The sequence below is a fragment of the Nonomuraea sp. NPDC001699 genome (assembly GCF_053596455.1).
Genome location: NZ_JBSFGF010000013.1, coordinates 180,439 through 205,842, shown reverse-complemented (window position 1 = coordinate 205,842; position 25,404 = coordinate 180,439). Strand labels below are relative to the sequence as shown.

The 25,404-nt window shown below is 71.7% G+C and carries 28 protein-coding genes; 15 read left to right on the top strand and 13 right to left on the bottom strand.

Features of this window, described 5'->3' with window-relative positions:
- The first annotated feature begins 10 nt into the window (after positions 1 to 10).
- Positions 11 to 703 carry a DUF4386 domain-containing protein gene (locus tag ACWCSU_RS33495; protein ID WP_449940328.1) on the top strand — a complete coding sequence of 231 codons (693 nt, stop codon included), beginning with the start codon at positions 11 to 13 and terminating at the stop codon, positions 701 to 703.
- A 48-nt stretch (positions 704 to 751) separates the two neighbouring features.
- Here ACWCSU_RS33495 and ACWCSU_RS33490 read toward each other — a convergent pair whose 3' ends face one another.
- The 5 genes from ACWCSU_RS33490 to ACWCSU_RS33470 form a co-directional block, all read right to left on the bottom strand.
- Positions 752 to 1,615 (bottom strand): lipase family protein, encoded by an 864-nt coding sequence (locus tag ACWCSU_RS33490; protein WP_449940326.1) that lies wholly within the window; start codon positions 1,613 to 1,615, stop codon positions 752 to 754.
- A gap of 173 nt (positions 1,616 to 1,788) precedes the next feature.
- Positions 1,789 to 4,335 carry a BTAD domain-containing putative transcriptional regulator gene (locus ACWCSU_RS33485; RefSeq protein WP_449940323.1) on the bottom strand — a complete coding sequence of 849 codons (2,547 nt, stop codon included), beginning with the start codon at positions 4,333 to 4,335 and terminating at the stop codon, positions 1,789 to 1,791.
- Between the two features lie 152 nt (positions 4,336 to 4,487).
- Complete coding sequence (locus tag ACWCSU_RS33480) at positions 4,488 to 4,988, bottom strand: hypothetical protein (protein WP_357701917.1); 501 nt, start codon at positions 4,986 to 4,988, stop codon at positions 4,488 to 4,490.
- A 58-nt stretch (positions 4,989 to 5,046) separates the two neighbouring features.
- The gene (locus ACWCSU_RS33475) at positions 5,047 to 5,994 is read right to left on the bottom strand and encodes a hypothetical protein (RefSeq protein WP_449940321.1); all 948 of its coding nucleotides are present in this window, start codon (positions 5,992 to 5,994) and stop codon (positions 5,047 to 5,049) included.
- Positions 5,995 to 6,239: 245 nt separating this feature from the next.
- A complete protein-coding gene (locus ACWCSU_RS33470) occupies positions 6,240 to 6,974 on the bottom strand; it encodes an SDR family NAD(P)-dependent oxidoreductase (protein WP_449940318.1) in 735 nt (244 codons plus the stop codon).
- Positions 6,975 to 7,054: 80 nt separating this feature from the next.
- Here ACWCSU_RS33470 and ACWCSU_RS33465 point away from each other — a divergent pair, with 80 nt between their 5' ends.
- Entirely contained in the window at positions 7,055 to 7,603 is a 549-nt protein-coding gene (locus ACWCSU_RS33465) for a TetR/AcrR family transcriptional regulator (RefSeq protein ID WP_397041590.1), read from the top strand.
- A gap of 411 nt (positions 7,604 to 8,014) precedes the next feature.
- Here ACWCSU_RS33465 and ACWCSU_RS33460 read toward each other — a convergent pair whose 3' ends face one another.
- Entirely contained in the window at positions 8,015 to 8,404 is a 390-nt protein-coding gene (locus ACWCSU_RS33460) for a RidA family protein (RefSeq protein ID WP_364093079.1), read from the bottom strand.
- A 67-nt stretch (positions 8,405 to 8,471) separates the two neighbouring features.
- Here ACWCSU_RS33460 and ACWCSU_RS33455 point away from each other — a divergent pair, with 67 nt between their 5' ends.
- A complete protein-coding gene (locus ACWCSU_RS33455) occupies positions 8,472 to 9,074 on the top strand; it encodes a CGNR zinc finger domain-containing protein (protein WP_364093076.1) in 603 nt (200 codons plus the stop codon).
- A 93-nt stretch (positions 9,075 to 9,167) separates the two neighbouring features.
- On the opposite strand, the gene ACWCSU_RS33450 is transcribed toward ACWCSU_RS33455, so the two are convergent.
- Entirely contained in the window at positions 9,168 to 10,145 is a 978-nt protein-coding gene (locus ACWCSU_RS33450; protein ID WP_449940313.1) for a helix-turn-helix transcriptional regulator, read from the bottom strand.
- A 63-nt stretch (positions 10,146 to 10,208) separates the two neighbouring features.
- Here ACWCSU_RS33450 and ACWCSU_RS33445 point away from each other — a divergent pair, with 63 nt between their 5' ends.
- Positions 10,209 to 11,360, top strand: a complete 1,152-nt coding sequence (locus ACWCSU_RS33445; protein ID WP_449940311.1) for an epoxide hydrolase family protein — start codon at positions 10,209 to 10,211, stop codon at positions 11,358 to 11,360.
- 78 nt (positions 11,361 to 11,438) lie between these two features.
- On the opposite strand, the gene ACWCSU_RS33440 is transcribed toward ACWCSU_RS33445, so the two are convergent.
- Both ACWCSU_RS33440 and ACWCSU_RS33435 read right to left on the bottom strand, forming a co-directional pair.
- Entirely contained in the window at positions 11,439 to 12,107 is a 669-nt protein-coding gene (locus ACWCSU_RS33440; protein ID WP_449940310.1) for a hypothetical protein, read from the bottom strand.
- On the bottom strand, positions 12,098 to 12,973 hold the full coding sequence (locus ACWCSU_RS33435; protein WP_449940309.1) for an alpha/beta fold hydrolase: 876 nt from the start codon (positions 12,971 to 12,973) through the stop codon (positions 12,098 to 12,100). Before ACWCSU_RS33435 ends, ACWCSU_RS33440 begins: the two co-directional genes overlap by 10 nt.
- A 175-nt stretch (positions 12,974 to 13,148) precedes the next feature.
- Here ACWCSU_RS33435 and ACWCSU_RS33430 point away from each other — a divergent pair, with 175 nt between their 5' ends.
- A complete protein-coding gene (locus ACWCSU_RS33430; protein WP_449940308.1) occupies positions 13,149 to 13,487 on the top strand; it encodes a peptidase inhibitor family I36 protein in 339 nt (112 codons plus the stop codon).
- Between the two features lie 593 nt (positions 13,488 to 14,080).
- Positions 14,081 to 15,205 (top strand): alpha/beta hydrolase family protein, encoded by a 1,125-nt coding sequence (locus ACWCSU_RS33425; protein WP_449940307.1) that lies wholly within the window; start codon positions 14,081 to 14,083, stop codon positions 15,203 to 15,205.
- Here ACWCSU_RS33425 and ACWCSU_RS33420 read toward each other — a convergent pair.
- Complete coding sequence (locus ACWCSU_RS33420; RefSeq protein ID WP_449940305.1) at positions 15,170 to 15,886, bottom strand: response regulator; 717 nt, start codon at positions 15,884 to 15,886, stop codon at positions 15,170 to 15,172. The genes ACWCSU_RS33425 and ACWCSU_RS33420 overlap by 36 nt on opposite strands.
- On the bottom strand, positions 15,883 to 17,031 hold the full coding sequence (locus ACWCSU_RS33415) for a sensor histidine kinase (RefSeq protein ID WP_449940304.1): 1,149 nt from the start codon (positions 17,029 to 17,031) through the stop codon (positions 15,883 to 15,885). The genes ACWCSU_RS33420 and ACWCSU_RS33415 overlap by 4 nt, the downstream gene beginning before the upstream one ends.
- Positions 17,032 to 17,105: 74 nt before the next feature.
- Between ACWCSU_RS33415 and ACWCSU_RS33410 the strand changes: the two genes are divergently transcribed.
- The 6 genes from ACWCSU_RS33410 (at position 17,106) to ACWCSU_RS33385 (ending at position 21,228) form a co-directional block, all read left to right on the top strand.
- On the top strand, positions 17,106 to 17,561 hold the full coding sequence (locus ACWCSU_RS33410) for an NUDIX domain-containing protein (RefSeq protein WP_449940303.1): 456 nt from the start codon (positions 17,106 to 17,108) through the stop codon (positions 17,559 to 17,561).
- Positions 17,562 to 17,686: 125 nt separating this feature from the next.
- A complete protein-coding gene (locus ACWCSU_RS33405) occupies positions 17,687 to 17,884 on the top strand; it encodes a sigma-70 family RNA polymerase sigma factor (protein WP_449940439.1) in 198 nt (65 codons plus the stop codon).
- Between the two features lie 269 nt (positions 17,885 to 18,153).
- Positions 18,154 to 18,897 (top strand): CU044_5270 family protein, encoded by a 744-nt coding sequence (locus ACWCSU_RS33400; RefSeq protein WP_449940301.1) that lies wholly within the window; start codon positions 18,154 to 18,156, stop codon positions 18,895 to 18,897.
- Positions 18,898 to 19,165: 268 nt separating this feature from the next.
- Complete coding sequence (locus ACWCSU_RS33395; RefSeq protein WP_449940298.1) at positions 19,166 to 19,441, top strand: hypothetical protein; 276 nt, start codon at positions 19,166 to 19,168, stop codon at positions 19,439 to 19,441.
- 451 nt (positions 19,442 to 19,892) lie between these two features.
- Complete coding sequence (locus ACWCSU_RS33390) at positions 19,893 to 20,285, top strand: hypothetical protein (RefSeq protein WP_357701881.1); 393 nt, start codon at positions 19,893 to 19,895, stop codon at positions 20,283 to 20,285.
- A gap of 292 nt (positions 20,286 to 20,577) precedes the next feature.
- Complete coding sequence (locus ACWCSU_RS33385; protein WP_449940296.1) at positions 20,578 to 21,228, top strand: hypothetical protein; 651 nt, start codon at positions 20,578 to 20,580, stop codon at positions 21,226 to 21,228.
- On the opposite strand, the gene ACWCSU_RS33380 is transcribed toward ACWCSU_RS33385, so the two are convergent.
- Positions 21,173 to 21,820 carry a nitroreductase family protein gene (locus ACWCSU_RS33380; RefSeq protein WP_449940294.1) on the bottom strand — a complete coding sequence of 216 codons (648 nt, stop codon included), beginning with the start codon at positions 21,818 to 21,820 and terminating at the stop codon, positions 21,173 to 21,175. The two genes, ACWCSU_RS33385 and ACWCSU_RS33380, sit on opposite strands and share 56 nt — an antisense overlap.
- 142 nt (positions 21,821 to 21,962) lie before the next feature.
- On the opposite strand from ACWCSU_RS33380, the gene ACWCSU_RS33375 reads away from it, so the two are divergent.
- The 3 genes from ACWCSU_RS33375 (at position 21,963) to ACWCSU_RS33365 (ending at position 23,712) form a co-directional block, all read left to right on the top strand.
- The gene (locus ACWCSU_RS33375; RefSeq protein ID WP_449940293.1) at positions 21,963 to 22,433 is read left to right on the top strand and encodes a MarR family winged helix-turn-helix transcriptional regulator; all 471 of its coding nucleotides are present in this window, start codon (positions 21,963 to 21,965) and stop codon (positions 22,431 to 22,433) included.
- Positions 22,434 to 22,537: 104 nt separating this feature from the next.
- Positions 22,538 to 22,765 (top strand): tautomerase family protein, encoded by a 228-nt coding sequence (locus ACWCSU_RS33370; RefSeq protein WP_357701873.1) that lies wholly within the window; start codon positions 22,538 to 22,540, stop codon positions 22,763 to 22,765.
- Positions 22,766 to 23,040: 275 nt separating this feature from the next.
- Positions 23,041 to 23,712: an NUDIX domain-containing protein gene (locus tag ACWCSU_RS33365; protein ID WP_449940290.1), complete on the top strand. Its 672-nt coding sequence runs from the start codon at positions 23,041 to 23,043 to the stop codon at positions 23,710 to 23,712.
- Positions 23,713 to 23,897: 185 nt separating this feature from the next.
- Here the strand turns inward: ACWCSU_RS33365 and ACWCSU_RS33360 are convergent, their stop codons facing one another.
- Positions 23,898 to 25,379: an alpha/beta fold hydrolase gene (locus ACWCSU_RS33360; protein ID WP_449940288.1), complete on the bottom strand. Its 1,482-nt coding sequence runs from the start codon at positions 25,377 to 25,379 to the stop codon at positions 23,898 to 23,900.
- Positions 25,380 to 25,404 lie beyond the last annotated feature (25 nt).

The window sequence follows — 25,404 nt, the reverse complement described above, 5'->3', positions numbered from 1 at the left end:
GACGAACATCGTGCACACAAACAGGCGGGCAACCGCGCTTGCGGGAACACTGGTCTTCGTCGGCATGATCGCCGGAGCGCTGAGCATCGTTCCCGTCATCGAGGAGCCACGCCATCTCGCTCTCTTATCCGAACACGAGAGCCAGGTCGTCGTCGGCGCGGTCGCCCAGGCCATCATGATCCCCGCCTATGTCGGGTTCGCGCTCTGCCTTCATCCGGCGTTGAGAGCGGAGAACGAAACGCTCAGTCTGGGCTTCCTGGGGTTCAGGCTGATCGCAGCGACGTTCCACTTCTTGGGCGTGATCATCCTGCCCTTGTTCCTCGTGCTGGGCCATGCGTTCACCCGGGCCGCCGCCTCGGACGCGGCCGGCCTTGAGCTCCTGGACGAGTTGCTTCGGACGGCACGCGACCTGGTCAACCACGTCGCGTTGATCATCTCGCTGGGCCTCGGAGATCTCCTGTTGTTCCGCATTCTGTGGCGGTCGAGATCCGTCCCTCGATGGTTGTCCGGGTGGGGATTCCTGGGAATCGCCCTGGCCATGTCGGCGAGCTTCTCGGTGCTGCTCGGCCTGACCGACGTGGTCACGCCGCTCTACCTGGCCATGAACGCGCCACTGGGCCTGCAGACCGTCGCCTTCGCCCTGTGGCTGCTGGCCAAGGGCCTCGCTACGAGCACATCGACCACGGCCCACCGGCACGGCTGACCCGCAGACTCGGTGGCGCCTGGCGTGCGTCATCCTCTGCTGCCGGGACTACTCCGGCAGCAGGCCGATCTTCGACTTCCGGCCTGAGGCCGCCTCCCGGTCCGCGGCGTCGAACCTGGTCAGGTAGGCGTTGATGAAGTGGTCGCGGATGCCGTCGGTGCCCGGGGCCAGCAGGTCGGCGGTGGCGCCGCCGAGCCGGTCGAGCAGGCCCGCCACCGGGGGCATCTTGTCGTGCAGCTTGCCGTGGGCGTCGAAGTAGTGTTCTTCGGCGACGTGGCCGAACAGCGGGGCGGGCGGGAGCTGGGCGACGATGTCGTTGTTGTTCACGAAGCGGAAGGTGCGGCCGCGGAAGGCCTGGTCGTAGGCGGCGGCGAGCTTGGGGCAGCAGGTGCGGGGCTGGCCGTAGGTGTAGACGCCGTCGGCCAGCAGCGTGGGGTCTTCGAAGTGGGTACGGGCGGCGGCGAGCATGGCCAGCGCGCCGCCGAGGCTGTGCCCGGTGAACCAGAGGGAGTGGCCGGGGGTGTGCCATTCCTCCAGGGTCCGCAGCAGGGCGGGGTGCACGACGTCCAGGGCGCGGTAGAAGCCGGCGTGGATGTTGCCGTCGGCGGCGGTGTACGGGGTGAGCAGGGTGTCGGCGTCCGAGAGCCAGTCGCGCAGTTCCTCGGGCTGGGTGCCGCGGAAGGCGACGATGATCATGTGGTCGCCGGCGGCGACATACGCCTGGGTGTCCTCCAGCGGGAACGGCGCGGCGTGCGGCACGCGGAAGCTCCTGACGCGGTCGAAGCCCCAGCTGTTGACGGTGGCCCGGACCTCGGGCTCGTCCTTGTAGGCCAGGGCGGCGGCGTGGGCCAGGCGGCGGGCCTGGGCCAGGGTGTAGCCGGTGGCTGTGTGGTCGAAGGTGATCGTGGTCATGAGTGCTCCCCCAGGCGTCCCGGACTGTCGCCACCGGGCGTACCCGCCGGTTGACCAAGAGTCGCCGTCCGGCAGGTAAGCGATCGTCTCGCCGAGGCCGTCACGCTGCGGCACCGGCGGCCCCCTCGACGGCGAGAAGTTCCGCACAGCCTCAAGTGCACTGTCGGCTGACCTCACCCCGCTCCTGCCAGGAGTCCTGCGATCCGCCGGGCCTCGGGGAGGACGTGCTGGGCGAGGGCCAGTTCGTGGGCGCGGCGCAGGCAGTCGGCGGCCTCACCGGCACGGCCCAGCGCTGTGAGGCTGTCGGCGCGCAGGCACAGTGCCTCCCGTTCCAGCACCCGATCACCGTAGAGCCGGACCTCGGCCAGAAGGCGGTTCGACAGCACGTCCGCGTGCGTGTGGCAGCGGGTTCGCAGCGTCACGCGGAGATCGCAGAGCAGGACCATCAGCGACACCCGCCGATGACCTGCGGCGAGGTCACCGGCCCGGTCCAGGAGCGGGCGCGGATCGTCGTGGTGGAAGGCCAGGCGCGCGAGGGCGACGGCCTCGATGACCTCGTCGCCCGCCGCGCGGGCCAGCTCGGCGGCTGCCGTGAGGTGGGTGATCGCGTCCTCGGTCCGCCCCAGGGCCAGCTCGGCGATGGCGAGGTTGCTGAGTGTCAGCGCCCGGAAGGCGTCGTCGTCCAGCGACGGCAGCGCCTGGGTCAGCAGGGTGACCCCTTGGGCGTGGTGCTTCTGGAACACCGCGACCGTCCCGAGCGACATGGTCATCACCGCCGCGCCACGGTCGTCGCCGTTGTCCAGGCAGGACCGCAACGCCACCTGCGAGCTCTGCACCCAGTCGAGGAGGTGGCCGTGGATCTCGTACAACCGCACGGCGGCCAGCGCCAGGCCCCAGCTGAGATTCGCCTGGCCGAGGTCGGCGGCCTGGCGGACGCCGGCCGACAAGGTGGCGCGCTCGGCGGCCATCCAGGACATCGGGTCGGCCGGCACCACCTCACCGCTGGGTTGCCACAGCGGGCTGTCGCTCTCGATGAGGCGGAACCTGCCCCGGTATTCGCGCAGGTACGCCTCCCGTGACAGCCAGAGCAGACAGGACAGAAATCGCCGCACGATCGTGTCCTGCGCGGATCCGGTTCCGGCGCGCTCACGAGCCAGCAGCCGGATCAGGTCATGGCACCGATAACGCTCCTGGCCGGCGCCGTCGAACCCGTCCGGCTGCAGGAGCTGGCGCTCTGCCAGCCGTTCCAGGAGGTCACCGGCAACGTCCACGGGCACGTCGAGAAGGGCGGCGCCCATCCAGGCGGTGAAGGTGGGCACCCGCAGCAGCCCCAGCCGTTCGAACAGGGTGCGTTCGGCGGGTGGCAGATCGTCGTACCCGGCCTCCAGCGTGGCCCGCACGTCCAGCTCACCGGCGCGCAACTCGTTCAATCGACGCTCACCGGCCAGCCGGGCGGCCAGGGTCTCGACGCCCCAGCCCGGCCTGGTCAGCAGCCTGGCTCCGGCCACCCGCAGAGCCAGCGGGAGCTGGGCGCACAGCTCGGCCAGCGGCTCTGCCCTGGACACCTCGATGCGGGCGATCCGGGACAGCAGCAGCGCCGCGTCGGCGAGAGGCATCTCCTCAAGCCGCACCGGCAGGGCGCCCACGTCGGCCACCAGGCTTTCGAACCTGCTCCGCCCGGTGACCACCGTCACGCACCCGGGCGCGCCGGGCAGCAGCGGTCTCGCCCGAGCGGAGTCCGGCGCGTTGTCGAGGATGACCAGCACCCTCCGGTGCGCGAGCATCTGACGATAGAGCGCGATCTGAGCGTGCTGCTCGACGGGGACGACCGCGGCTCCGAGGGCGTGCAGGAACCGGCTCAGCACCTCGACGGGGGTGTCCTCGCCGAGATTGGCGTAGAGCTGCCCGTCGGGGAACCGGTCACGGGAGCGATGCGCCCAATGCAGGGCGAGCCCGGATTTGCCCACTCCGCCGACCCCGCTGATCACGGCGACGCCGCAGGGGCGGTCCAGGAGGCCGTCCAGGACGGCCAGCTCCGCCGTACGGCCGGTGAAGGCGTGGATGTCCGGTGGCAGGAGCCGGGGCGCGGGATCGTGGTGGAGCAGGTCCTCATGCAGGCGGCGCAGCGGGCCGGAGGGGTCGACGCCGAGTTCGTCCCGCAGGCGCCGGCGCGTCCGGTCGAACATGCGAAGGGCCTCTCCACGGCGTCCGGTGGCGGCCAGGGCCCGCAGCCGTAACTCGACGAGCGATTCGCGCAGCGGATGGGCGGACACGGCGGCGGCCAGGTCGCTCACGCATTCGGCCGGGCGCCCGAGCTCCATCAGCACACGTGCGCGTGCCTCGACGGCCAGCAGCCGGGCTTCCGCCAGCCGGACGGCCTCCGCCCGGACGACCGCCAGATCGAGCAGCCCCTCGTAGGGCTCGCCCCGCCACAGGGCCATGGCGCTGTCCAGCAACGGCAACGCGCGCTCGGGCGGCTCGGCTGCTGCGCGCCGCACCAGCTCCTCGAAACGGGCGGCGTCCAGTTCGCCGTCCTCCACCGCCAGCAGGTGGCTGTCGCCCCTGCGGATCAGCCGTTCTCCGACGACGCCACGCAGGCGATGCAGGTGCCAGCGGAAGGTGCTCGGCGACGGCGGCGCGAGCGGCCACGCCGCGTCCGTCAGGGCGTCGCCCGTAACCGGCTCGTTGGCGTGACACAGCAACGACGCCAATAAGATCATCTGCTTGCCCGACGCCCTCGGACGGCCCTGAACCGTCACTGGGCCAAGCACCCCGAAGTCCATTCCACGAAGTATGTCGGAAACAGCAGATGCGTGATCAAGAAGAGAGCCGGAACGGCCCCGGCACGTCCCGGCTCTCGCAGGTCGAGCTCTCAGCCCATCATGGACGCGTCGGCGCACTGACCGCGCGTCACCCACAGGTGGGACGAGATCGTGTTCTTCACCAGGGCGGGCGTGAGGTGGTCCGCCCGGTAGTAGACCAGCCCCGACAGGTCGGGGACCCAGTCACCCCTGTCGAGGCAGCGGTAGCCGTACACGTAGTCATAGTTGATCTTGTCGTAGAACGCGACCACGGTGAGTCCGCTGGAATCGGTGGCGCCGTCGTTGAGGACGGACACGGCCCTGTTGGCGGCATTGACGAAGCCCCCGCCGGCCGCGTCCCAGTTGGAATCGTTGCCCCCCGCGTAGCCGAGCATGGTCCCACCGCAGTTGGGCTGGGTGAAGGCGAAGACGTTGCCGTTGCTCCACCCGTCCCGGACGCTGGAGCAGCCGGCGAGCTGCGACGTGCTCGCCTCCGAGGCCCAGGCGGGGCCGGTCGTCGACAGAGCGGCGGTAAGGGTCACGGCGGCCGCCGCCAGACGCGTCAAGCGCATCGGTTTTCTCCTTGTGTTGTGCCTACCGCGGCCCAGCGCCGCGGAGTCTTAGTGGTGATCACCGCTCGGCGCGGGTGATCTTCCTGGCGCGTGCGAGCGCCTCACCACGCATGCGGTCGTAGAGGTCCAGCTCAGCGGCGTACCGTGCGCCGATCTTGGGCCGGTACTCCCGGCCGAGGGCGCGCATGGTGGCCCGCAGATCAGTACGGCGCGCGCAGGTCGCCTCGTCGACCGCGAGCTCGACCTCGGTCGCGTGGGCACGCTCGGCCGTCATACCGACGCTCAGCCCGGGAGCCGCCAGGTGCGCGGCGGGCGGTGTGGCGTAGTCGTGCCCGCGCTCGCGCATGCACGCTGACCAGGCCTTCACCCCCGCCGTGTACCGCGCGTCCTTCACCAGTCGCCCCATCACCAGCGGCGTGATGTTCATGGCCAGCCGGTCGACGCGGAACCAGGTGGCCCGGTCCCCGTAGAGCCGCGCGATGCTGGAGGCGGAGCATCCGCCGAGCGAGTTGTTGATCGTGCGGCCGTCGGGCAGCTTCACGCTGAGCACTTCGTTCCCCGCTCCGCCGTTCAGAGCCTCCCGGTAGGCGATGCGGCGGGCGGCGGGCAAGCCGTTGACGTAGGCGACGTTCCGGCTGTGCTTCCGCGCCGCGACGGCGGCGTTCCGCGCCCGCGTGCCGTACCCGTTGCGCCGCGCCCACTCCACGTCGTCGAGCACGAACCCGACCGGGAGCAGCCCGTCCTGGTCGGCCGGCCGTTCCACCCAGTACTCGAACCCCGCGTCCCGCATGCAGTCGCGGACGAGCAGGGACTCGGCCCAGCTCAGCGTCACCTCGTCCGCGGGGGTGATCGGCGCCGTCGGGGCCCCCGGCTTGGCGACCGGCCGCGCGTCCACCCCTTCCCCGCACCCGGCCAGACCGGCGATCATCGCCACCGCGACGGCGGCACGCCACGACATTGTCCGGGCCGAGCCCCGCCGGCGTGCGGCGACCTTCACTGCGGGCATGCCGTCACCTCCTGATCGTCTTGGGGACAGACGCTAAGGAGGGGGTGTTGGGCGGGCGTTGGGGGCGCGTTGGGAGCGGGTGTCGCGCCGGCTCCGCCTGCCTACGCCGGGCTGCCGGCCCTCACCGCGGTCCGGTGAAGACCGGCAGTGGCGACGACGGGAACACGAGCCCCGGCCCGAGCGGCCGGTTCCGCCATTCCCCCCATCGGCACACCGCACCGGCGCGACCTCCGCGTGCCGGGGTGTCAGGCCGTCGTCCCGGCGTCGACGGTGATGGACGTGCCGGTGATGGTACGGCCGGCGGGGCCCGCCAGATGGAGGACGGTGGCGGCGACGTCGTCCGGGGTGCCGTAGCGGCCGAGGGCGGTGTAGGCGCGTTCGGCGTCGGCGTCGGGGCCGTCGGCGGGGTTCATCTCGGTGTCGGTGGAGCCGGGATGGACGAGGTTGGCCGTGATGTCGCGGGGGCCCAGATCACGGGCGAGGCCCTTGGTGAGACCGATCAGTGCGGACTTGCTCATCGAGTACAGGGTCCAGCCGGGGTAGGGGACGCGTTCGGCCAGGCTGCTGCCGATGTTCACGATCCGTCCACCGGCCCGCATGTGACGGGCGGCGGCCTGGGACGTGAGGAAGGCGGCTCTGGCGTGGATGGCGAGGGTGCGGTCGACTTCGTCCAGGGAGACGTCCTCCAGCGGGCCGAAGGGCGCGATTCCGGCGTTGTTCACCAGGATGTCGAGGCGGCCGAAGGTGGCGACGGTGTGCGCGACGGCCGCCTGGAGCGCCTCGGCGTCGGTGGCCTCGGCGGCCATGGCCAGGCCGCGGCGGCCGAGCGCCTCGATCTCCTGGACCACGCCCTCCGCCCGGCTCGCCGCCGTCGCATAGGTGATCGCCACATCGGCGCCCGCCGCGGCCAGGCTGCGCGCGATGGCCGCGCCGATGCCCCTGCTGCCTCCGGTGACGAGTGCGCTCTTGCCGTTGAGCATCTGTCCTCCACTATCCGGAACTGATTCCGATTGAGAGTATCCGGAACGCGTTCCGCTTTCCAGCCCGATAAGGTGAACACGTGCCACAGGAGCGGGCCGATGCCGCCAGGAACCGAGCGAAGATCCTTGCCGCGGCCGCGGAGATCGTCGCCACCGAGGGCATGAAGGGGCTGGCCATGGCCGACGTCGCGGCCGCCTCGGGCGTCGGGATCGGCACGCTGTACCGGCGGTTCGGCGACAGGTCGGGGCTGGCGTACGCGCTCATCGACGAGAAGGAGCGCGAGTTCCAGCAGGCGTTCCTGACCGGCCCTCCCCCTCTGGGGCCCGGGGCGCCGGAGATCGAGCGGGTCCGCGCCTTCCTGCACGCGCTGACCGATCGCACCTTCGCCCAGCTCGACCTGCTGCTGATGGCCGAGACCGCCGGGGAGTTCGCGCGTTTCGGCGGCGCCTACGAGGCGTACCACCAGCACCTGGTCGTGCTGATCGCACGGATCAAGCCGGAGGCCGACGCGGGGTTCCTCGCCGACGCCCTGCTCGCGCCGATCGCGGCCAACCTGATCGCCCACCGGGGGCGTGCGGCGTCCGTCGTGAAGGCGGGTCTTGACGCCCTGCTCACGGGCCTTGTGTGAGCAGGGCCCGACGACGGACGCGGGTCAGGCGCATTCCTTCGAGGTCTTCGGCAGAGCGAGCACGGCCACCGCTCCGGCGATGACGACCGCGGCGCAGACCCGGAACGCCGGGGCGGCGACGAACGTGCGCCTGCGTCCGTAGAGGTCGGCCGGCCGGCAGCAGGAACCCGGCGAAGGTGAGGAGGTGGCCGTTGACCAACCGTTGCAGCCCCTCGGCCCCGAGGCGGAGGTCGGACTCCATGGCGGGCGGTCGGACGCCGCTCACGGGCGGTGGTGCGTCATGATCCGAGATCTCGTTGACGGTCCGGCGGACCGTGGCTTCGTGAGGTGCGGCCGTCAGTGGGCGCGGAGGCGGCGGGGAATGTCCGCCGAGTCGCGCCCGGCGGCGAACCGTGCCCGCCTTCGAGGGCGTCACACGACGGCGACGGCGTCGACCTCCACGAGGAACCCGGGGCCCAGGCCGGCCACGACGTGGACGGTGATGGCGGGCGGCGGGTCGGCCCGGTTCCACACCTCCTGGAAGGCGGCCACCCCCTCGTCGAAGGTGTGACCGTCGAGCACGGCGATGCGCCAGTGCACGATGTTCGCCAGGCTCGCACCCTCGCTCTCCAGGATCGTCACCAGGTTGCGGAAGATCTGCCTGGCCTGGTCGCCGACCGTGGGCCCGACGACCTTGCCGTCGGCGCCGACGCCGTTCTGCCCGCCGATGTAGATGGTCTTGGCGGGCTGTTCGACCACGACGGCCTGGCTGAAGGCCGGGCTGCGGTGGAGCCCCTCGGGGTTGATGTGCCGTACGCCCATGTGCGCTCTCCTCGAATCTTGAAACCGGTTATAGGGGTTTCGTTGCGACACCAGTTATAGTGGTGTCATGCGACTGAACGCAACCGGGCGGATCCTGCACGACCCCAAGGGCGGGTCGTTCCGGTTCGACGCCGGCGCCGTCTGCCTCGACTTCGCCCACACGGGCGGCGAGGGCCGATACGCGATCTTCGAGAGCCTCCACGAGCCCGCCGACCTGGCCGAATGGCTGGCTCAGCCGCCGCTGGCGGTGGTCATGACGGCCACCGTGACCGCCCGCGAGCTGACGGCGGCCAAGACCCTGCGCCAGGCGATCTGGGACGCGGCCCACGCCCGGGCGGCCGGTCGCCCGCTTCCCAAGGAGGCGGTCGCCACCATCAACCGGGCCGCGAGCGCGGCGCCGCCGGTCCCCGAACTGGCCGACGACGGCATCACCGCCGGATGGGCGCCGCCGGTGCGGGCCACCCAGGCGCTGTCGGCCCTGGCACGGGAGACGATCGAGCTGCTGTCCGGGCCGTTCGCCGGACGCATCCGCGAGTGCGCCGGCGACAACTGCCCGCTGGTGTTCGTCGACACGTCCCGGCCCGGCGCCCGCCGCTGGTGCGCGATGGAACGCTGCGGAAACCGTCACAAGCTGCGCGCCCTGCGCGCCCGCCAGGCCCTGGAGCCGTGACCCGGCCTCGGCCTCGCCGCCCGCACATCGGGCCGCGACAACGTCAGTCCCGAGCTCCTGCGCCGGCGCCGTCGACGAGCAGGTCGCGCTCGATCACCTCCATCTGCTGGTTCCCCTTGAGACGGCCCGGTCGAGGCGGTCGCGGACCTCGCTGAGCACCGGGACCAGCTCCGGCGGTTCCAGCACCTCGAAGTCGAACCCCTTCGCCGCCACGTGCACCGCCAGCTCGTGCAGCGAGTTCGAGCCGGCCGTGAAGAGGCAGGTGCGCGCGTCCACGGGCTCCAGCCGGCCGGCGGCGGGTGACGTGCGCGGCGCCACCGCCTCCAGCGGCGCGTGGAAGAGAACGCGGGCCTGGTACGCGTACGGCGCCGAGGTGATGGCGTGCGAGACGTGGGCGGCCACGTCCTCCTCCGGCGGCAGGCGCGGCGTGAAGCGCGCCCCCGGCGGCCCGAGCGGCTCCTCGATCCGGTCGACCCGGAAGGTACGCCAGTCGTCCTTGGCCACATCCCACGCCACCAGGTACCAGCGGCGCGGCGTGTGCACCAGCCGGTGCGGCTCGACCTCGCGTACGGTGACGCCGTCGCGCCCCCGGTGGCGCAGCCGCACCCGGCGCAGGTCGCGGCACGCGGCGGCGATCGCGGCCAGCAGGTCGGCGCCGACCTCCGGACCGGCCGACCCGGGCAGCGCGACGGTCGCCGCGCGGAACGCCTCCACCCGGTGCCGCAACCGGGAGGGCAGGAGCTGCTGGAGCTTGGCCAGCGCTCGCACCGCCCCCTCCTCCAGGCCGGCGACGCTGCCGGTCGCGGCCGTACGCAGGCTGATCGCCACCGCCACGGCCTCCTCGTCGTCGAGCAGCAGCGGCGGCAACGCGGCCCCCACCCCGAGCCGGTACCCGCCGGCCACCCCCGGGGTGGCGTCCACCGGATAGCCGAGTTCGCGCAGCCGTTCGACGTCGCGCCGCACGGTGCGCAGGCCGACGCGCAGCCGGTCGGCGAGTTCGGCGCCGGTCCAGTCCGTGCGCGCCTGAAGGAGTGACAGCAGGCGCAGCAGCCGGGCGGAGGTCTCCAACATGGGCACCATTGTGGCCGCCATTGGTGCCTGAAGCTGACACCAATGCCCAATACCGTCACGGACATGACGAACGACATCCAGCCCTACCGCGTCGATGTCCCGCAGGCCGACCTCGACGACCTGCACGAACGGCTGCGCCGTACCCGCTGGGCCCCCGAGGTGCCCGGCACCGGCTGGGAGCGCGGCGTGCCGACCGGCTACCTGCGGGAGCTGGCCGCGTACTGGGCCGACGGCTTCGACTGGCGCGCCCAGGAGGCGGCGCTCAACGCGTACCCGCAGTTCACCACCGTCGTGGACGGCACGCAGGTGCACTTCCTGCACGTACGCTCCGCCGAGCCCGACGCCGTCCCGCTCCTGCTGCTGCACGGCTGGCCCGGCTCGGTCGTCGAGTTCCTCGACCTGATCGGCCCGCTCACCGACCCGGTGGCCCACGGCGGCGAGGCCGCCGACGCCTTCCACCTGGTGGTCCCGTCGCTGCCGGGCTACGGCTTCTCCGGCCCGCTGCCCGGCACCGGCTGGACGGACGGCCGCACCGCCGCGGCGATGGCGGAGCTGATGTCCAGGCTCGGCCACGACCGGTACGGCGTGCAGGGCGGGGACGTCGGCGCGTTCATCGCCCCGCTGGTGGGACGCGCCGCGCCCGACGATGTCATCGGCGTGCACGTCAACGGCCTGCTCACGTTCCCCGGCGGCGATGCGGCGGTCATGGGCTCGCTGAGCGACGCCGAGCGCGGGCGGCTGGCCGGGATGCAGGAGTGGCAGGCGAAGCTGGGCGCGTACATGCAGGTCCAGGGCACGCGCCCGCAGACGGTCGCGGCCGCGCTGCACGACTCCCCCGCCGGCCAGCTCGCCTGGATCGTGGAGAAGTTCAAGGACTGGACGGACCCGGCCGCCGAACTCCCCGAGGACGCGGTGGACCGGGACCGGATCCTCGCCGACGTGAGCATCTACTGGTTCACCGGCACCGCGGGCTCGGCGGCCCACACCTACTACGAACGCTTCAACGACTTCAGCATGTGGGCCCCGAAGGCGCGCGGGACGGTGCCGACCGCGGTCGCGCTCTCCCCCACGGACTTCTCGGTCCGCCCGCTGGCCGACCAGGCGCACAACGTGGTGCGCTGGACGGAGTTCGAGCGGGGCGGCCACTTCGCCGCGCTGGAGACCCCCGACCTGCTGATCGCCGACCTCCGGGCGTTCTTCCGCACCCTGCGCTGACCGGACGGCGGGAGCCCGCTGGAGCGACCGTCCCCCGAGGGTGGAGGGCGCGCCGGTGGCGACCGTGTCCGTCCTCGGTCACGCACCGGGACGGACGACCGCCAGGTGAGGTGTCCTGCGCGCCCGGCGGAGTCCCACGGCGACGGTGACCGCGGCGGCCAGGACCGGGAGCACGGCCGCGACCGGCAGCGGCCCCGGGCCCAGGTGCCTCAGGGTCTGGCCGCCGAGCGCCGAGCCGGCGGTGATGCCGACGTTGAAGGCGATGATGAACAGCGTGGAGGCGGCCGGGACGGCGTGCGGCGCCGTCTTCAGCGCGAAGGTCTGGAGCAGGGTCGGCAGGGCCGCGTAAGCCAGGATTCCGGCGGCGCCGAAGACGAACAGCGCGGCCGTGGTGGCCGTGCCGCTCTGATCGGCGTCGCCGAGGTAGGGCACCAGGTAGGTGTGGAGGGTGAACTGCCCCAGCATGACCAGGGCCGTGGCCGCCGTGACGATCCGTACCGAGGGCAGCCGCAGTGCTCCCCGCAACCCGCTGGGGGCGGGGGACGCGGACCGTCCGGGCAGCAGGCTCCTTGCGGCGACCATGAGCAGGACCGACAGGCCGCTCAGGACCGCGAAGCCGGTGCGCCATCCGGCCGCCTGGCCCTGCGGCAGCAGACCCATCGGCAGCGTCTCGGTGGTGATCGTGGTCAACGCCACCGTGAACAGCACCGCCGGCCCCACCGCGGGACGCCGCCCGGTCAGCCCCACACACGGTCCAGGAAGCCGGCGATGAGCGGGGCGATGTGGGGCAGGTGGTCCTCCAGGGCGAAGTGGCCGGTGTCCAGCAGGTGGATCTCGGCGTCGGGCAGGTCGCGCAGGTAGGCGCGGGCGCCGGGCTCGGGGAAGAACGGGTCGTTGACACCCCAGGTGATGAGGGTGGGCGGGGTGTGCTTGCGCAGCCAGGCCTGCCACTGGTCGTAGCGCTCCACGTTGCAGTGGTAGTCGAACGCCAGGGCCACCTGGGCCTCCTTGCGGCCCGGCAGGTCGAGGAAGTGCTGGTCGAGGGTCCAGCCCTCGGGGGCGATCAGCTCGGGGTCGGTGACGCCGGTCTCGTACTGGCCGCGCGTGCCGGGCAGGGTGAGCAGGTCGCGGATGGCGTCCTCGGCGCCGGGGGTCTCGGGGCGCAGGGCGACGAAGTCGCGGGCTCCGTCCGACAGGCCCTCGGTGTAGGCGTTGCCGTTCTGCACCACCAGGCCGGCGATCCACTCGGGGTGCCGTTCGGCGAGCCGGAAGCCGACGGGGGCGCCGAAGTCGAAGACGTACATCACGAAGCGGGTCAGGCCGAGCCGCCGGACGAAGCCCTCGGTGACGTCGGCGAGCCGGTCGAAGGAGTAGGTGAAGCCGGCCGGGGCCTCGGTGTGGCCGAATCCGGGGTAGTCGGGGGCGATCACCCGGTAGCGGGCGCCCAGCACGTCGATGAGGCGGCGGAACTGGTGCGAGGCCGACGGGAAGCCGTGCAGGAGCAGCAGCACCGGCGCGTCGGCTCGTTCGGGCAGTGACTCGCGGTAGAAGACCCGGACGCCGTCGACGTCGAGTGTGCGATGGGCGGTGCGCGCTACCAGGGGGTACGTCATCACTAATGCCTTCTGCTAGGAATGATGCGTTAGTTATAGCCGTACGTGATCTAATGCGTCAAATCCTTCGGATGCCATTAGAGGCCCAGACGGTAAGAGACATCACACTGTAATGAAGCAACTACTTTGCGTAACATTTTGTTGTCTCGCCGTCCCGCCGAAGGAGATCCCCCTGATGCGTCTGTCCGCTCTCGCTGCCGCCGCCTTCGCGACCGGAGCCCTCCTCGCCGGCGCCGCCCCCGGCGCCTCCGCCACCCGAGCCGCCGATGCTCTGAACCTGTGGTCCGGCCTCAACCAGACCGGCCAGGTACAGCCGGTGCCGGCCCCCGAAGAAGCAGGCTGCGTGACCGTCGACGCAGCGTTCCGAGCCCGATCGGCCGGGAACCGCAGCCAGAGGATCGCCTCGCTCTACACCGACCAGGACTGCGACGGTGAGCCGGCAGAGGTCGTGTCACCAGGCCGCCGCATCAACTTCGCGCGGCCTCTCCGGATCGAGTCGGTCGCCTTCCAGTGAGTGCTCCATGCCCGCGGGCACCCGGGCTCGACTGGTGATCACCAGTGGATCACCAGGAGTCACTGGCAGATCAGGGCGGATGAACGACGCTCTGCATCCGCTCAGCCGCAGAGAAGGCCCGTCCGAGGCGTCCGTGCCGCCCGAGCCCCAGCCCGAGCGGCCGGCGATCCCCCTCGACACCTCGTTGCCCGACGTGTGCGCGCGCCGGCCCGCGTGTCCGGCGCGGCACGTCCGGTCGGAAGGCGGGATGCGCCGGCTGCTGGGCGACCTGGCCGTCCAGTGGGGGCCGGGTTCCGCGGTCGCTGGACCCGGACGAGGTCGCGCTGGTCCTGGCCTGGCTCCTCGGCCCGTTCCGGTGGCTCGAACCGGTCTTCTGGGTGGCGGTCTGGCCCTTCCGACAGGTCCTGCGGTTGTTCGCCTGGATCGGACGGGTTCTGTCCGCGTTGAGCGATCTGTAGCGGTTGCGTCCGCGGCCCCCGGTGATTCGGTCATCCCTGAAGGGGATCTCCGGCGAGCTCTACCCTCCTGGGTTGAGCCGGATGTCCTCCTCGCGCCAGAGGTGCCCACCGTACCCGACCGGCAGCGTTAGCAGGGTGAAACGTGCACTCATCATCACCGCCCTGGCCCTCGCCCTGGCCGGATGCGGCTCCACCCCGCCGCAGCGCCTGACGATCCCGAAGCCGACGGGGCCGCATCCGGTGGGGACCGTCTCGGTCCACCTGGTCGACCAGTCCCGCCCGGACCCCTGGAACGGCTCCGGCAGGAAGCGGGAGCTGATGGTCAGCCTGTGGTACCCGGCCAGGGACGCACAGGCCCACCCGGTCGCCCCCTGGATGCCGAAGGCGGCGGCGGACCGGTACCTGAAGATGAACGACCTGGAGCCGGGCTCGGTGCTGCTGGACAGGACCGACGGCCACGAGGGCGCGCCCGCCGACACGAGCCTGGGCAGACTGCCGGTCGTCCTGTACTCGCCGGGCGCCAACGCCTCGCGCGCGTACGGGACCGGCGTCGCCGAGGAGCTGGCCAGCCGGGGTTACGCGGTGGTCACCGTCGATCATCCCTATGACGCGGCGGTGGTGGAGTTCCCCGGCGGCCGGGTGGAGGCGGGCCCCGAGGTGACCGACTTCGCCAAGGCCGTCGACGTCCGGGTGGCCGACGTGCGTTTCGTCCTGGACAGCCTGCCCGCCCTGGAGGACAAGCTGCCCGGACGGAACGGCAGGCCGCTCTTCGACCTCGAACGGATCGGCATGTTCGGGCACTCCCTCGGCGGCGCGGCCACCTCCTCCGCCATGTACGCCGACCCGCGGATCAAGGCCGGGCTCGGCCTGGACGGCGCCGTCTTCGGCAAGGTCGCGCAGTCCGGTCTCGACCGGCCGTACATGGTGGTCGACACCGACGGCAAGGGCGGCATGGCCACCAATCCGACGTTGCGCACCTTCTGGGATGGGTTGCGGGGCTGGCGGCTCAACGTGACCGTCAAGGGGGCGGCGCACAACTCCTTCGGCGACGACGTCCTGCTCATCCCCTTGTCGGCCGAGCCGCTGGGGCTGGGGAAGGAGCAGTTGGAGGAGGTCGTCGGCACGATCCCGGCCGCGCGGGCGCTGGCCTTCCAGCGCGCCTACCCGCTCGCCTTCTTCGAGGAGACCCTGCGCGGCCGTCCGCAGGCGTTGCTGCGGGGACCGTCAGCCGCCTTCCCCGAAGTCTCCTACCGCCGTTGACGGCGCCCGCCCGCCGGCCGTGACGACGCCGCCCTCGTAGGCGGCGATGACGAGTTGCGCCCGGTCGTGCGCGGCGAGCTTGGCCAGCAGGCTGCGGACATGGGTCTTGACCGTCGCCTGCCCGATGCCGAGCCGCTCGGCGATCTGCGGGTTGGTCAGCCCGCGAGCCACCAGCAGCAGCACCTCCCGCTCCCGGCCGGACAGCCGGGTCAGCCCCGCCGCCAGCCGGGCCGGGATCCCGGCGGGCTCACGCCGGGCGAACTCCCCGATCAGCCGCGTGGTGACCGACGGGGCCAGCAGCGCCTGCCCCTCCCCCACCACGCGCAGCGCCTCCAGCAGGTCGCCCGGCCGGGTGTCCTTCAACAGGAAGCCGCTGGCTCCGGCCCGCAACGCCCCGTAGACGTACTCGTCGAGATCGAAGGTGGTCAGCATCACCACCCGCGTCCCGGCGGTCACCGGGTCGGCGCGGATCAGCTCGGTGGCCTTGATGCCGTCGAGGCCGGGCATGCGGACGTCCATGAGCACCAGGTCGGGACGCAGGCCGCGGGCCAGCTCCACGGCCTGCTGCCCTGTTCCGGCCTCGCCGACGGTCTCCAGGTCGGGGGCGGTGTCGATCAGCCTGCGCAGCCCGGCGCGCAGCAGCGCCTGGTCGTCGGCGACCAGCACCGTCAACGTGCTCATCGCTCGCCCGCCCTGGAGCCGCCGGGCAACGGCAGCCTCGCCCGGACGGCGAAGCCGCCCGCGGGCTCGGGTCCGGCCGAGAACGTCCCGCCGTACAGGATCACCCGCTCCCGCAGCCCCGCCAGCCCGTGGCCCCCCTGACGCGGCACGCCCCCGCGGCCGTCGTCGACGACCTCGACCACCAGCCCGCCCGCCGCCCGGACGCCGACGGCCACCCGGCAGCGGCCCGGCCCGGCGTGCTTGAGCACGTTGGTCAGCGACTCCTGCACGAGACGATGGACGACGAGCGCCGCCTCGCCGTCGAGCGTGAGGCCGGGATCGACGTCGAGCTCCACCCGTACGTCGCCGTCCGGGATCGCCGCGACCAGCTCGCGCAGCGAGTCCGGCAGGTGCGGCGGGCCGCCTTGATCCCCCGAGGCGTCGCGGAGCAGGCCGAGGAGGTCGCGCAGGTCGGCCAGCGCCTTCCGGCTGGTCTCCTCGATGATCGACAGGGCCTCGCCGGCCTCCTCGGGGTGCGTGGCGGCGACGTGGTTGGCGATGCCGGCCCGCATGGAGATCAGGGCCATGCTGTGGGCGACGACGTCGTGCACGTCACGAGCCATGCGCAGCCGTTCCGCCGTGGCCGCGGCCTGCGCCGACCGCGCGACGGCCTGTGCCGCGGACGCGCGCTGCTCCCGTACGGCGAGCCCGATCGTCCACGCCAGAGCGAGCACCGGCCAGGCGAACGCGCACGCCGAGGCCGCCTCCGCCCACGAGGGCGAGCCGACCGCGGCCCCGGCGGCGGTCACCGCAAGCGCGGCCACCAGCGCCGCCACCGCCGTCCGGCGCGCTTCCAGCAGCGCCACCGCGTGCAGCGCCACCGCCAACGGCACGAACGCCTCCTCCCACCCGGCGAGCGGCGCGAGCACCGCCGCCACCAGGACCAGCGCGCAGACCGGCACGGGCCACCGGCGCCGCAACGCCGGCGGCAGGCAGGCCAGCGCGACCACCGGCACGACCGCGTACGACGGCACCCGGGCGGACTCCGGCACCAGCACCGCCGCCGCCGAGAACCCGGCGGCCAGGGCGACGGCCGCGAACGCGTCGACGGCGACCCAGTGTCCCGGTCGCAGCCTGCGCACGATCAAGGGACGCCGTTCGGCCATGCGCCCACCCTAGAACCCGCGGCGCCACGACGTACCGGGGGGCGCGTGGCAGAAGGGCCCTACGATCGGGGTTCGTGGACGATCAGGTGAGAACCCGCGTTGCGGCGTACGCGATCGCCGTGCAGGACGATCGGCTGCTGCTGGCTCGGTTGTCGGAGGCCTCGCCCGTCTTCACGCCAGGTCTGTGGCACCTGCCCGGCGGCGGGATCGATCCCGGCGAACAGCCCGTCGAGGCACTGGCCCGCGAACTCCTGGAGGAGACGGGCCTTGAACTGATCGAGGCCCACCTTCTCGACGCGAGGACGTACCCGGCCCGGAGGAACGGCGTGAGCTGGAGCCTGACGGCCTTGTTCTACACGGTGACCCTCAAGGGCGGGCCGCCGACGGTGGCCGAGGTCAATGGTTCCACCGAGGCGGCGGCGTGGGTTCCTCTCGCCGACGTGCGGGACGGCACAGCGCTGTCTCCGGCGGCCGCGGACGCGCTGCTGATGCTGGCCCGCGCCGGGGTGAGGTCCACGGCCACCCGCTGAGGACCGCCGGTCCGGGGAAGGCGGCTGCGGGCTTCGGACAACAACAGATGACCGACGTCCCCACGACCGCAAGGCGTTTGCATGCATGAACCACACCTGACCGCTCCCCCGGACACCGCGACGCCATCGCCGCCCTTCCCGTCGCGCAGCGGGACGTGCTGCTGCTCGTGGCGCTCGCCGGGCTCAGCTACGACGAGGTGGCCCAGGCCCTGGACGTGCCTTTCGGCACGGTGTCCTCCCGGCTCAACCGGGCCCGCAAGAAGTTACGCAAGGCGCTGGGCGACACGAATCCGCTGCTTGACGAGGGAGAGGCCGGAAAATGAACGAAATGGATCTCGTCCGTGGCGTCTACGACGACCCGCCTTCCCCGTCCGCGGCCACGATGGTGGCGGCGGGGGGCTGACGCTCATGCCCGGCGGCGACCCCGTACGACCCCGCCCGGGTGTGACGACCGGCCCGGACAGCTCATCGCCCCGCGGCCTGATGCTGGCCGCCGCCACCCAGCTGGAGCTGCAGCAGCAGGGCCGCTACTGGTACACGCACCAGCGCACCGCCTTCGCGGCGCTCGCGCGCGGCCAACGGCGGGTACGTCGTGGAGGAGCGCGCCGAGTTCTTCAGCTGGACGGGACGCAGCCGTGACGACGGCACGTCCTTCTACGGCCGCGACTTCCCCGCCGAACCCCAGACCAGGGCCGACGCCGACGCCTGGCGCGCGGCGGGCTCCCCGTCGAGCTGGGAGATCCGCTCGTCGGACCGCACCAGGACGATCACGTCCAAGGCCGGCCCCTGGACGGAGGACGCCCCGGACGCCCGGAGCGGCGGCGTGTTCGACATCGGCGGCCTCGGTCGCTTCACCTACCAGAAGCTGCAGAACCTGCCCACCGATCCGGAGGGCCTGCGCAAGCTCCTGTGCGAGGGCTCGATCGAGCTCGCCGACGGCCGTACCGGCATGCCCAAGCAGTGCCGGGAGCCCAAGAGCGTGCTCGAACAGGTCGTCGCGCTGCTGGCGGACACGCCCGTCCCGCCCAAGGTACGAGCCGGTCTCATGCGCCTGATCACCGACTATCCCGGCGTCCAGCGCCTGGGCGCCGTCGAGGACCCGCTCGGACGCGCCGCGGTCGGCCTCGCGGCCCCGTTCGAGAGCGCCGACGGCCGCGGGACGATCCAGCACCAGGTGCTCTTCGACCCGCGCACCGGAAAGCTGCTGGGACGCCGCGACCTCCAGCTCGAACCGGGCCCGGACAGCGAGAAGTGGCAGGTCACCGGCAAGGTCCTGGACTACTTGGCGATCGCGGACTCGGGCTGGACCGACGCCGTGCCCGCCCCTCCCGAGTAGCCGGGCGGCCGGAGCACCGGCACTCTGCCCCGAGCCCGGCGGCGCCGGCATCGCCGGCGCCCCGGTGAAGGCACCGGCCTTGACGCTCATCAGCGGTGGGCGGGCCGGGGGCCCTACCGGCGAGTGAGCACGTCGAGCCGCCGATCGATCGGGCGAACGGCCGCGTCATCATGATCGCGTCCGGTATCGGACATCGTCCCCGGGTGGCGCGCGACGGGGCGCGGGGCACAGAAGTGATACTCCGTCCCTTCGAAGGAAAGGGAAGTCCGTGATCACATCAGCCAGACGGCTCGCCATCGTCTCGGCCTTCGCCCTGGCCGTGGCGTCCGTGCCCGCGTCGTCCGCCTATGCGATGAGCTCATGGGTCTGCGCCAGCGGCTCCCGTACCTACCTGGGTGACGTCGTCGGCTACCACATCCTGGGTTCCGGCTGCACGGGGGCAGCGTCGGGACCCGGCTCGATCACCATCCCGGGGGGCACCTACAACTGCGCGGTCATCAACCCGACACCCCAGCTGGGCATCGTCAGCGGCCTGAACTGCTGATCCCCCTGCAAGCGCCGGCGGCATTGACCGATTCCGCCGTCTCCGCTGCTCGCTGCGGACGTTGCCGCCGGTGTACTTGCACGTGAAGGTCAAGGGGCGCTCGCGCCGACCGGTGCTGCGACGGCACTGCCGACCCCAGGGGCGTCACCTTGTTCCGGCCATGGCGGGAACACGCACGTCAACGGCCACCGCCTGGACGCCGCAGTATGTGCAGGCTCAGCACCTCGCGTCCGCCGGGCCGGCGATGCGTACGCGGGCCAGGTCCTCTCCGGTGAGGACGATCCGCACGATGCCCTTGCTCGTGATCGCGTTCGACGGTGGCCTTGACCTGCGTGTTCCCGCTCAGGCCGGAACGGGGTGACGATCCCGGGTCCGGCGGGATGAACTGACTCCGACCACCGGTACGGACGGGCTTCACCGCGTGGATGAGCCCCTCGTGAAAGGAACCGACATGACCAAAGTGCTCCTTCGGACCGGAGCGGCGGCACTCGCCTCCGCGACCGTCCTGTCCCTGGTCGCCGCGTCCCCGGCGGCTGCGGGCAGCGCCTGGAACGGCTGCAACTCGGGCAACGTCTGCCTCTACGGCGGCGACCCCATCCCGAGCTACTTGAAGTACCAGACCCCTGGGGTGGTCCCGGACGGGAAGACGTTCTGGGTGATCGTCAACAACGGAAACCCCTACCCGGGCGCCGACCACGTGCGCTTCCAGTGGCGCTTCCAGGGCGCTTCGACCTGGTACTCGAAGTGCCTGCACTACCGGCCCGACGGCGGCTCCGCACTCGACCTGCGCGACGGGGCGGTGGGCGGGGTGATCAGGAACATGTACTGGGGCGGCGAGTGCTAGCAACCGCCTCCGAGCGCTGATCTCCCCCTCACCTCGTACGTCATGGCGGCGACCGTGCTCGCGTGGCGGCCGAGCCTGTGCGGATGGGCGGTCAGGCGGGCCCGGCCGGGACGCGCGGACGTCCGGCCGGGCCTTCCGTCCTTCAAGGACCTGAACCGGGTGCCGGTCGTCGATCGGACCGTGCTGCGGATCTCACGGTCGTCTGCGTGATCACCTGCATGACTACCTTTACATCGTAGATCAAGGAAACTTTCCAGATCGGGGGGAAACATTCTGATGGGTCCGGACACCTGTGCCCCACGGGACGAAGGAGGACGCGGCCTCCGAGTACATGTGGGCCCCCGGAGCCTCGCTCAACCTGCTGCCCGGCGACCGCTTCACGCACAACGACCTGGCCCGCTCGTTCGCCGTCGAGGCGATCCTGGCCCAGCCGCTGGACCATCTGCGCGACGTCGTACGCGACACCGCCATCGCCTTCTCCTGGACGCCCGTCCCGCACCCCGCTCGCACCACCCCGGCGTTCGGCTTCGCCGCCGGGCACTGGGAGCTGCCCGACCAGCCACTGATCGACAAGGTCGAGCGGGAGTACGACCCGGACATCCGCGGCCTGTCGTCGGTGTCCCCGTACGCGGACTTCCTCATCGCCTACCAGTACGCCGCCTACCTGCGGGGCCCGTTCCTGGGCCTGATCCTCCAGTTGGGCGCGGGCGCCGCGGTCCGGCGTCCCCGCGTGGCGCTGCTGCCGTGGGCCGCGGCGATGGGCCTGCTGGTCGGCCCGGTCGCGGTTCTGGACTTCGACCACCGGTACGTGCTGCCCGCCATCCCCGTCGCCTGTCTGGCCGCCGCCCTCGCCTTCCGCCAGGGCGCTACGGCCTCGCTCGTCCGGCTCACCACCGGTCCCAGTGCAGCACCTGCTCGCGGGGAATGCGAGGAGCGGGCCTGAAGTCGGTGCCGAGCGTGAAGGCCAGCGGGATGAACGCCGCCAGCATGACCTCCTCGTACGGCACACCGAGCACCCCGGCCAGCTCCCGTTCGAGCGGCGCCTGCGCGGTCGTCCACACGGTGCCGAGGCCGCGCGCCCGCGCGGCCAGCATGAAGCTCCACACCGCGGGCAGGATCGACCCCCACGTGCCCGCCTGCTCGGCCACCGGCCGGCGGTCGGTGCGGCCCTCCACGCCGGGGATGACGAACGCCGGCACCCGGTGAACGTTGGCGGCCAGATGTCGCAGGCCGTCGAAGACCCGCTCGGTGGAGCCGGCGTGGTAGCTCATGCGCCACAGGTCACGCTCGCTCAACGGCTGCCCCGCGGCCACGGCCAGCGCGCGCCGGAAGATGTCGGCCACGGCCCGGCGCTGCCCGGCCTCGGTCACGACCATGAAGTGCCAGCGCTGCCGGTTACGCCCGGTGGGCGCCTGAACGGCCAGGTCCACGCACTGCTCGATCAGCTCGCGAGGAACCGGCCGGGTGAAGTCCAGGCGCTTGCGCACGGCGCGGGTGGTGCTCAGCAGTTCGTCAGGGGTGAGGTTCAGCGTCACGACGGATCTCCTTGTCAGACGGCGGGAACGGGTGCGGGACGTCGTTCGACCGGGAACGTATGCCTGCAAATCATCTGCTGTCAAACGATTGGTGGTCAGATGAATGCGGTGTAGGCTCCTGACCGGAGCGAAAAGGAGATCGATGGCCCCCACGACCAAGAACCCCGGCCGCACGCGGGCGACGTACTTCCCGCGACTGGCGGCCGAGCGGCTGGACATCGCGCTGTGCCGGGCCTCGGCCGCCGTGGCCCGCGCCGCGGACGCCCACGCCGGGGAGGAAGGGCTCGGCGTCGGCCAGCAGCTCGTGCTCCAGATGCTCGACGCCGTCGGCCCGTGCTCCCAGCAGACGCTCAGCGAAGAGCTGCGCATCGACCGCAGCGTCATGGTCAGCGTCTGCGACGACCTCGAACAGCAGGGCCTCGTACGCAGGGAGCGCAACCCCCGCGACCGCCGCTCCTACGCCGTCACCCTCACCGACCTGGGCCGACGGCGGCTGGGCCAGGCGCAGACGTCGATCCCGGCCTTCCTCGAAGACACCTTCCAACCCCTCACACCCGACGAACGCCACCAATTGAGCACGCTCCTCGGCAAACTCCTGGGAACCGGCAGCTGACGCCCTTCGCCCGGGTGCGGAGTTTGTCCCTGACCCCCACGGGCAGGTCGCCCTCACGGCGTGAGGTGCCGTCGGTGCACCGCATCGAGAGGGAGGGGGACCCCATGCCACTCGTCAACGTGAAGGTGATCGAGGGCGTGTTCAGCGCCACGCAGAAGGCCGAGATGGTGGCGAAGCTGACCGACGCGATCGTCGCCATCGAGGGGGAGCACATGCGCCCCCTGACCGTGGTCGTCGTCGAGGAGATCAAGGACGGCGACTGGGGTGTCGGCGGGAAGCCTGTGACGGCCGCGGAGGTCAAGGCGCTGGCCTCGGGCACGCGATCAGGATGACGCCCCTCAGCCGGTAGGCGTCACCGGTTCGGTGCGTTCGCGCAAGTTCTCCGCCGCCGAGGCCCGGCCGTCATGGGGAAGATCGTGAGGCAGTGGCAGCCCTGCTGATATGCGGGAAGTTCCTGCCATACTTTGTGATCACCGGCCCGCCGGGCCCCCAGACGAAAGGGCGAGATGAACGCACGATCGGCCCGACGGCCTCCTGCCGTCCGCATGGACGCGCCCTCGGCGACGACCAGCCCGGCAGGCGCGTCCGCCCGAAGTGGAAGGTCGTCGTGACGGAGGGGGTCGACGTTCCGGACCGGCGCGGCCGTACCGGCCTGGACCAGGCGGGACGCGACCTGACCGGCAACCCCCGGGTACGCGTGCGCGACGTGCGGCTGCTGGCCTGCAACTGGTACGTGCTGCGTGCCACCACCTTCGACTACCAGCACGCCGACGGCCACTGGAGCACCCAGCAGCGGGAGACCTACGACCGCGGCAACGGCGCGACCGTCCTGCTCTACGACCCCGCCCGTCGCACCGTCCTGCTGACCCGGCAGTTCCGCTACCCCGCCTACGTCAACGGACATCCCGACGGGATGCTCCTGGAGACCGCGGCCGGCCTGCTGGACGACGAAGCGCCGGAGGCGGCGATCCGGCGCGAGGCCGCCGAGGAGACCGGCCACACCGTCGGCGAGGTCGAACGGGTCTTCTCCGTCTACATGAGCCCGGGATCGGTCACCGAACGACTGCACTTCTACGCCGCGCCGTACAGTGCCGCGACCCGCACCGCCCAGGGTGGCGGGGTCGCCGAGGAAGGCGAGGACATCGAGGTCGTCGAGCTCGACTTCGACCACGCCCTCGACCTGATCAGGGACGGGGAGATCGCCGACGCCAAGACCATCATGCTGCTGCAGTGGGCGGCCCTGAACGGCCCCTTCTCCCCCGCCGCCGGCGGACCGTGACCCCTCGCCGAGCCGGGCGTCAGGGGATAGGGCGGCAGGCAGCCGGTCGACCTGTGAGACGACATCTCGTCACGGACGATTTCGAGCCGAGTTCGTTCAGACCTCCTTGCCGACGAGACGGGCAGGTGCTGTGCAGACGTGAGCCGAGGACACCGACGCCACCCTGACCCGGCGCTGAGCGTCGATCATTCGGCGGGGCAGACTGTGCCCGGTTCTGGAAGTGTCAGGTCGGTCAGGTACCTGGTGGCGTGCCGGATCGGGCACTTCTTGCCTGACAGGTACATGACGTGACCGGGTCCGTCATAGGCGATGGCCACCGATCCCGGGATCATGTTGGTGAAGCTCTTGGTCGAGGTGTGGTCGAACCACGTGGTGCCCACCCCCAGGAAGGGCGGCAGACCCCGCGTGAGCAGCGGGCGGGATGGATTGGCGACCGGCAGTGGCCAGCCTGTGCAGCCGAGCGCGTCGATGGCCGCTCCCGCGTACTCAGGTGCGATCTTCCGCGCTCTCCTGCGGAAGTCCTCAAGCTGGGCATAGCTGGTGTATCCGCGGTCGTCCCCGCAGCTCATCACCTGTGCCCCGGGCGTTGCCGAATACCGCGCGTTGAAGAGCGCCTGATCGGCGAACCCTGACCCGTCCCCGCTCCGCGCCTTGTCCACCGCGGCCGCGAAGGTCAGCCAGCTGGCGTTCTCCGGCCCTGGGTCGAGGGGGAGGGTGGATGTCAACAGCCATCCGGTGAGCTTCCCCTTGCCGTACTGGGATGAGGTGACCGAAATCGGATGGCGGTCGGCATCCCGCAGGAGCCTGCGCCACACCGCCTCGGCGTCCTGGCCATGCAGCGCGCAGGCGGGAGTCTCCGCGCACCAGTCGGCGAACCTGGTGAACATCCGCTGCATGACCGGCAGGCTCAGCAGCCGCTGCGCGGGCCAGCCCTCGGTCTGGTTGTTCACTCCATCGAGGTACATGGCCCGGATGCGCTGGGGAAACAACCGGGCATAAGCGGCGGCCGCGGACCCGCCGATGCCGCTGGCCATGAAGCTCAGCCGCTCTTCGCCCAGCGCCTTACGGATCGCCTCGGTGTCCCTGGCGATCGACAAAGCATCCAGGTGCGCGAACAGCCCCGTCGTGTCCGCCTTCTGACACTCCTCGAACGCGTCGTTCATCGCCGCGGCCAGCGCCGCGAGCTCCTTCGCGTCGCGCGGATCGTGCGGGGAAACCCCTGGCTGCGTGCATGCCTGGGGCATGTGTGCGATCCACGTGGTGGTACGCGTGTTGTGGCCGACCAGATCGAACGTGCGTCGCAGCTCGGTGAGATCCGCCGCGGAACGGGTCAGGTCCTGGATCCCGTAACCGCTGGAGATGCCCAGGACGCTGCCGAGCCGGCGTGGCGGCTCAGTGGCCGGCAACCGGGCCAGCTCCAGCGTGATCTTCCGTCCCTGCGGTTTCGCCCAGTCCACGGGGACATCGATCGCAGCGCACCGCATGCCCGCGGGTACGCCTTCGCTCTCGCAGTCCTGCCATCTCAGCGGTCCGTCATTCCCGGCAGCCGACGCCGCCGGGGCCATCCCGATCAGCACCGCCGCGGCTACGGCGATGACCGGCCACCTGCTCCCACGGCGTTCGCCGCCGTGGCGCTCACCAGGGTTCCGTACGGGTATCGTGATCATGATCCCAGCGTGCCGTCGCGGGCGG

Excerpts from the sequence above, each read along its gene's own strand:
- ACWCSU_RS33490 (WP_449940326.1), bottom strand. The coding sequence starts at position 1,615 with ATGACCACGATCACCTTCGACCACACAGCCACCGGCTACACCCTGGCC.
- ACWCSU_RS33485 (WP_449940323.1), bottom strand. The coding sequence starts at position 4,335 with ATGATCTTATTGGCGTCGTTGCTGTGTCACGCCAACGAGCCGGTTACG.
- ACWCSU_RS33480 (WP_357701917.1), bottom strand. The coding sequence starts at position 4,988 with ATGCGCTTGACGCGTCTGGCGGCGGCCGCCGTGACCCTTACCGCCGCT.
- ACWCSU_RS33475 (WP_449940321.1), bottom strand. The coding sequence starts at position 5,994 with ATGCCCGCAGTGAAGGTCGCCGCACGCCGGCGGGGCTCGGCCCGGACA.
- ACWCSU_RS33470 (WP_449940318.1), bottom strand. The coding sequence starts at position 6,974 with ATGCTCAACGGCAAGAGCGCACTCGTCACCGGAGGCAGCAGGGGCATC.
- ACWCSU_RS33460 (WP_364093079.1), bottom strand. The coding sequence starts at position 8,404 with ATGGGCGTACGGCACATCAACCCCGAGGGGCTCCACCGCAGCCCGGCC.
- ACWCSU_RS33455 (WP_364093076.1), top strand. The coding sequence starts at position 8,472 with ATGCGACTGAACGCAACCGGGCGGATCCTGCACGACCCCAAGGGCGGG.
- ACWCSU_RS33450 (WP_449940313.1), bottom strand. The coding sequence starts at position 10,145 with ATGTTGGAGACCTCCGCCCGGCTGCTGCGCCTGCTGTCACTCCTTCAG.
- ACWCSU_RS33445 (WP_449940311.1), top strand. The coding sequence starts at position 10,209 with ATGACGAACGACATCCAGCCCTACCGCGTCGATGTCCCGCAGGCCGAC.
- ACWCSU_RS33435 (WP_449940309.1), bottom strand. The coding sequence starts at position 12,973 with ATGACGTACCCCCTGGTAGCGCGCACCGCCCATCGCACACTCGACGTC.
- ACWCSU_RS33430 (WP_449940308.1), top strand. The coding sequence starts at position 13,149 with ATGCGTCTGTCCGCTCTCGCTGCCGCCGCCTTCGCGACCGGAGCCCTC.
- ACWCSU_RS33420 (WP_449940305.1), bottom strand. The coding sequence starts at position 15,886 with ATGAGCACGTTGACGGTGCTGGTCGCCGACGACCAGGCGCTGCTGCGC.
- ACWCSU_RS33415 (WP_449940304.1), bottom strand. The coding sequence starts at position 17,031 with ATGGCCGAACGGCGTCCCTTGATCGTGCGCAGGCTGCGACCGGGACAC.
- ACWCSU_RS33390 (WP_357701881.1), top strand. The coding sequence starts at position 19,893 with ATGACCAAAGTGCTCCTTCGGACCGGAGCGGCGGCACTCGCCTCCGCG.
- ACWCSU_RS33375 (WP_449940293.1), top strand. The coding sequence starts at position 21,963 with ATGGCCCCCACGACCAAGAACCCCGGCCGCACGCGGGCGACGTACTTC.
- ACWCSU_RS33370 (WP_357701873.1), top strand. The coding sequence starts at position 22,538 with ATGCCACTCGTCAACGTGAAGGTGATCGAGGGCGTGTTCAGCGCCACG.
- ACWCSU_RS33360 (WP_449940288.1), bottom strand. The coding sequence starts at position 25,379 with ATGATCACGATACCCGTACGGAACCCTGGTGAGCGCCACGGCGGCGAA.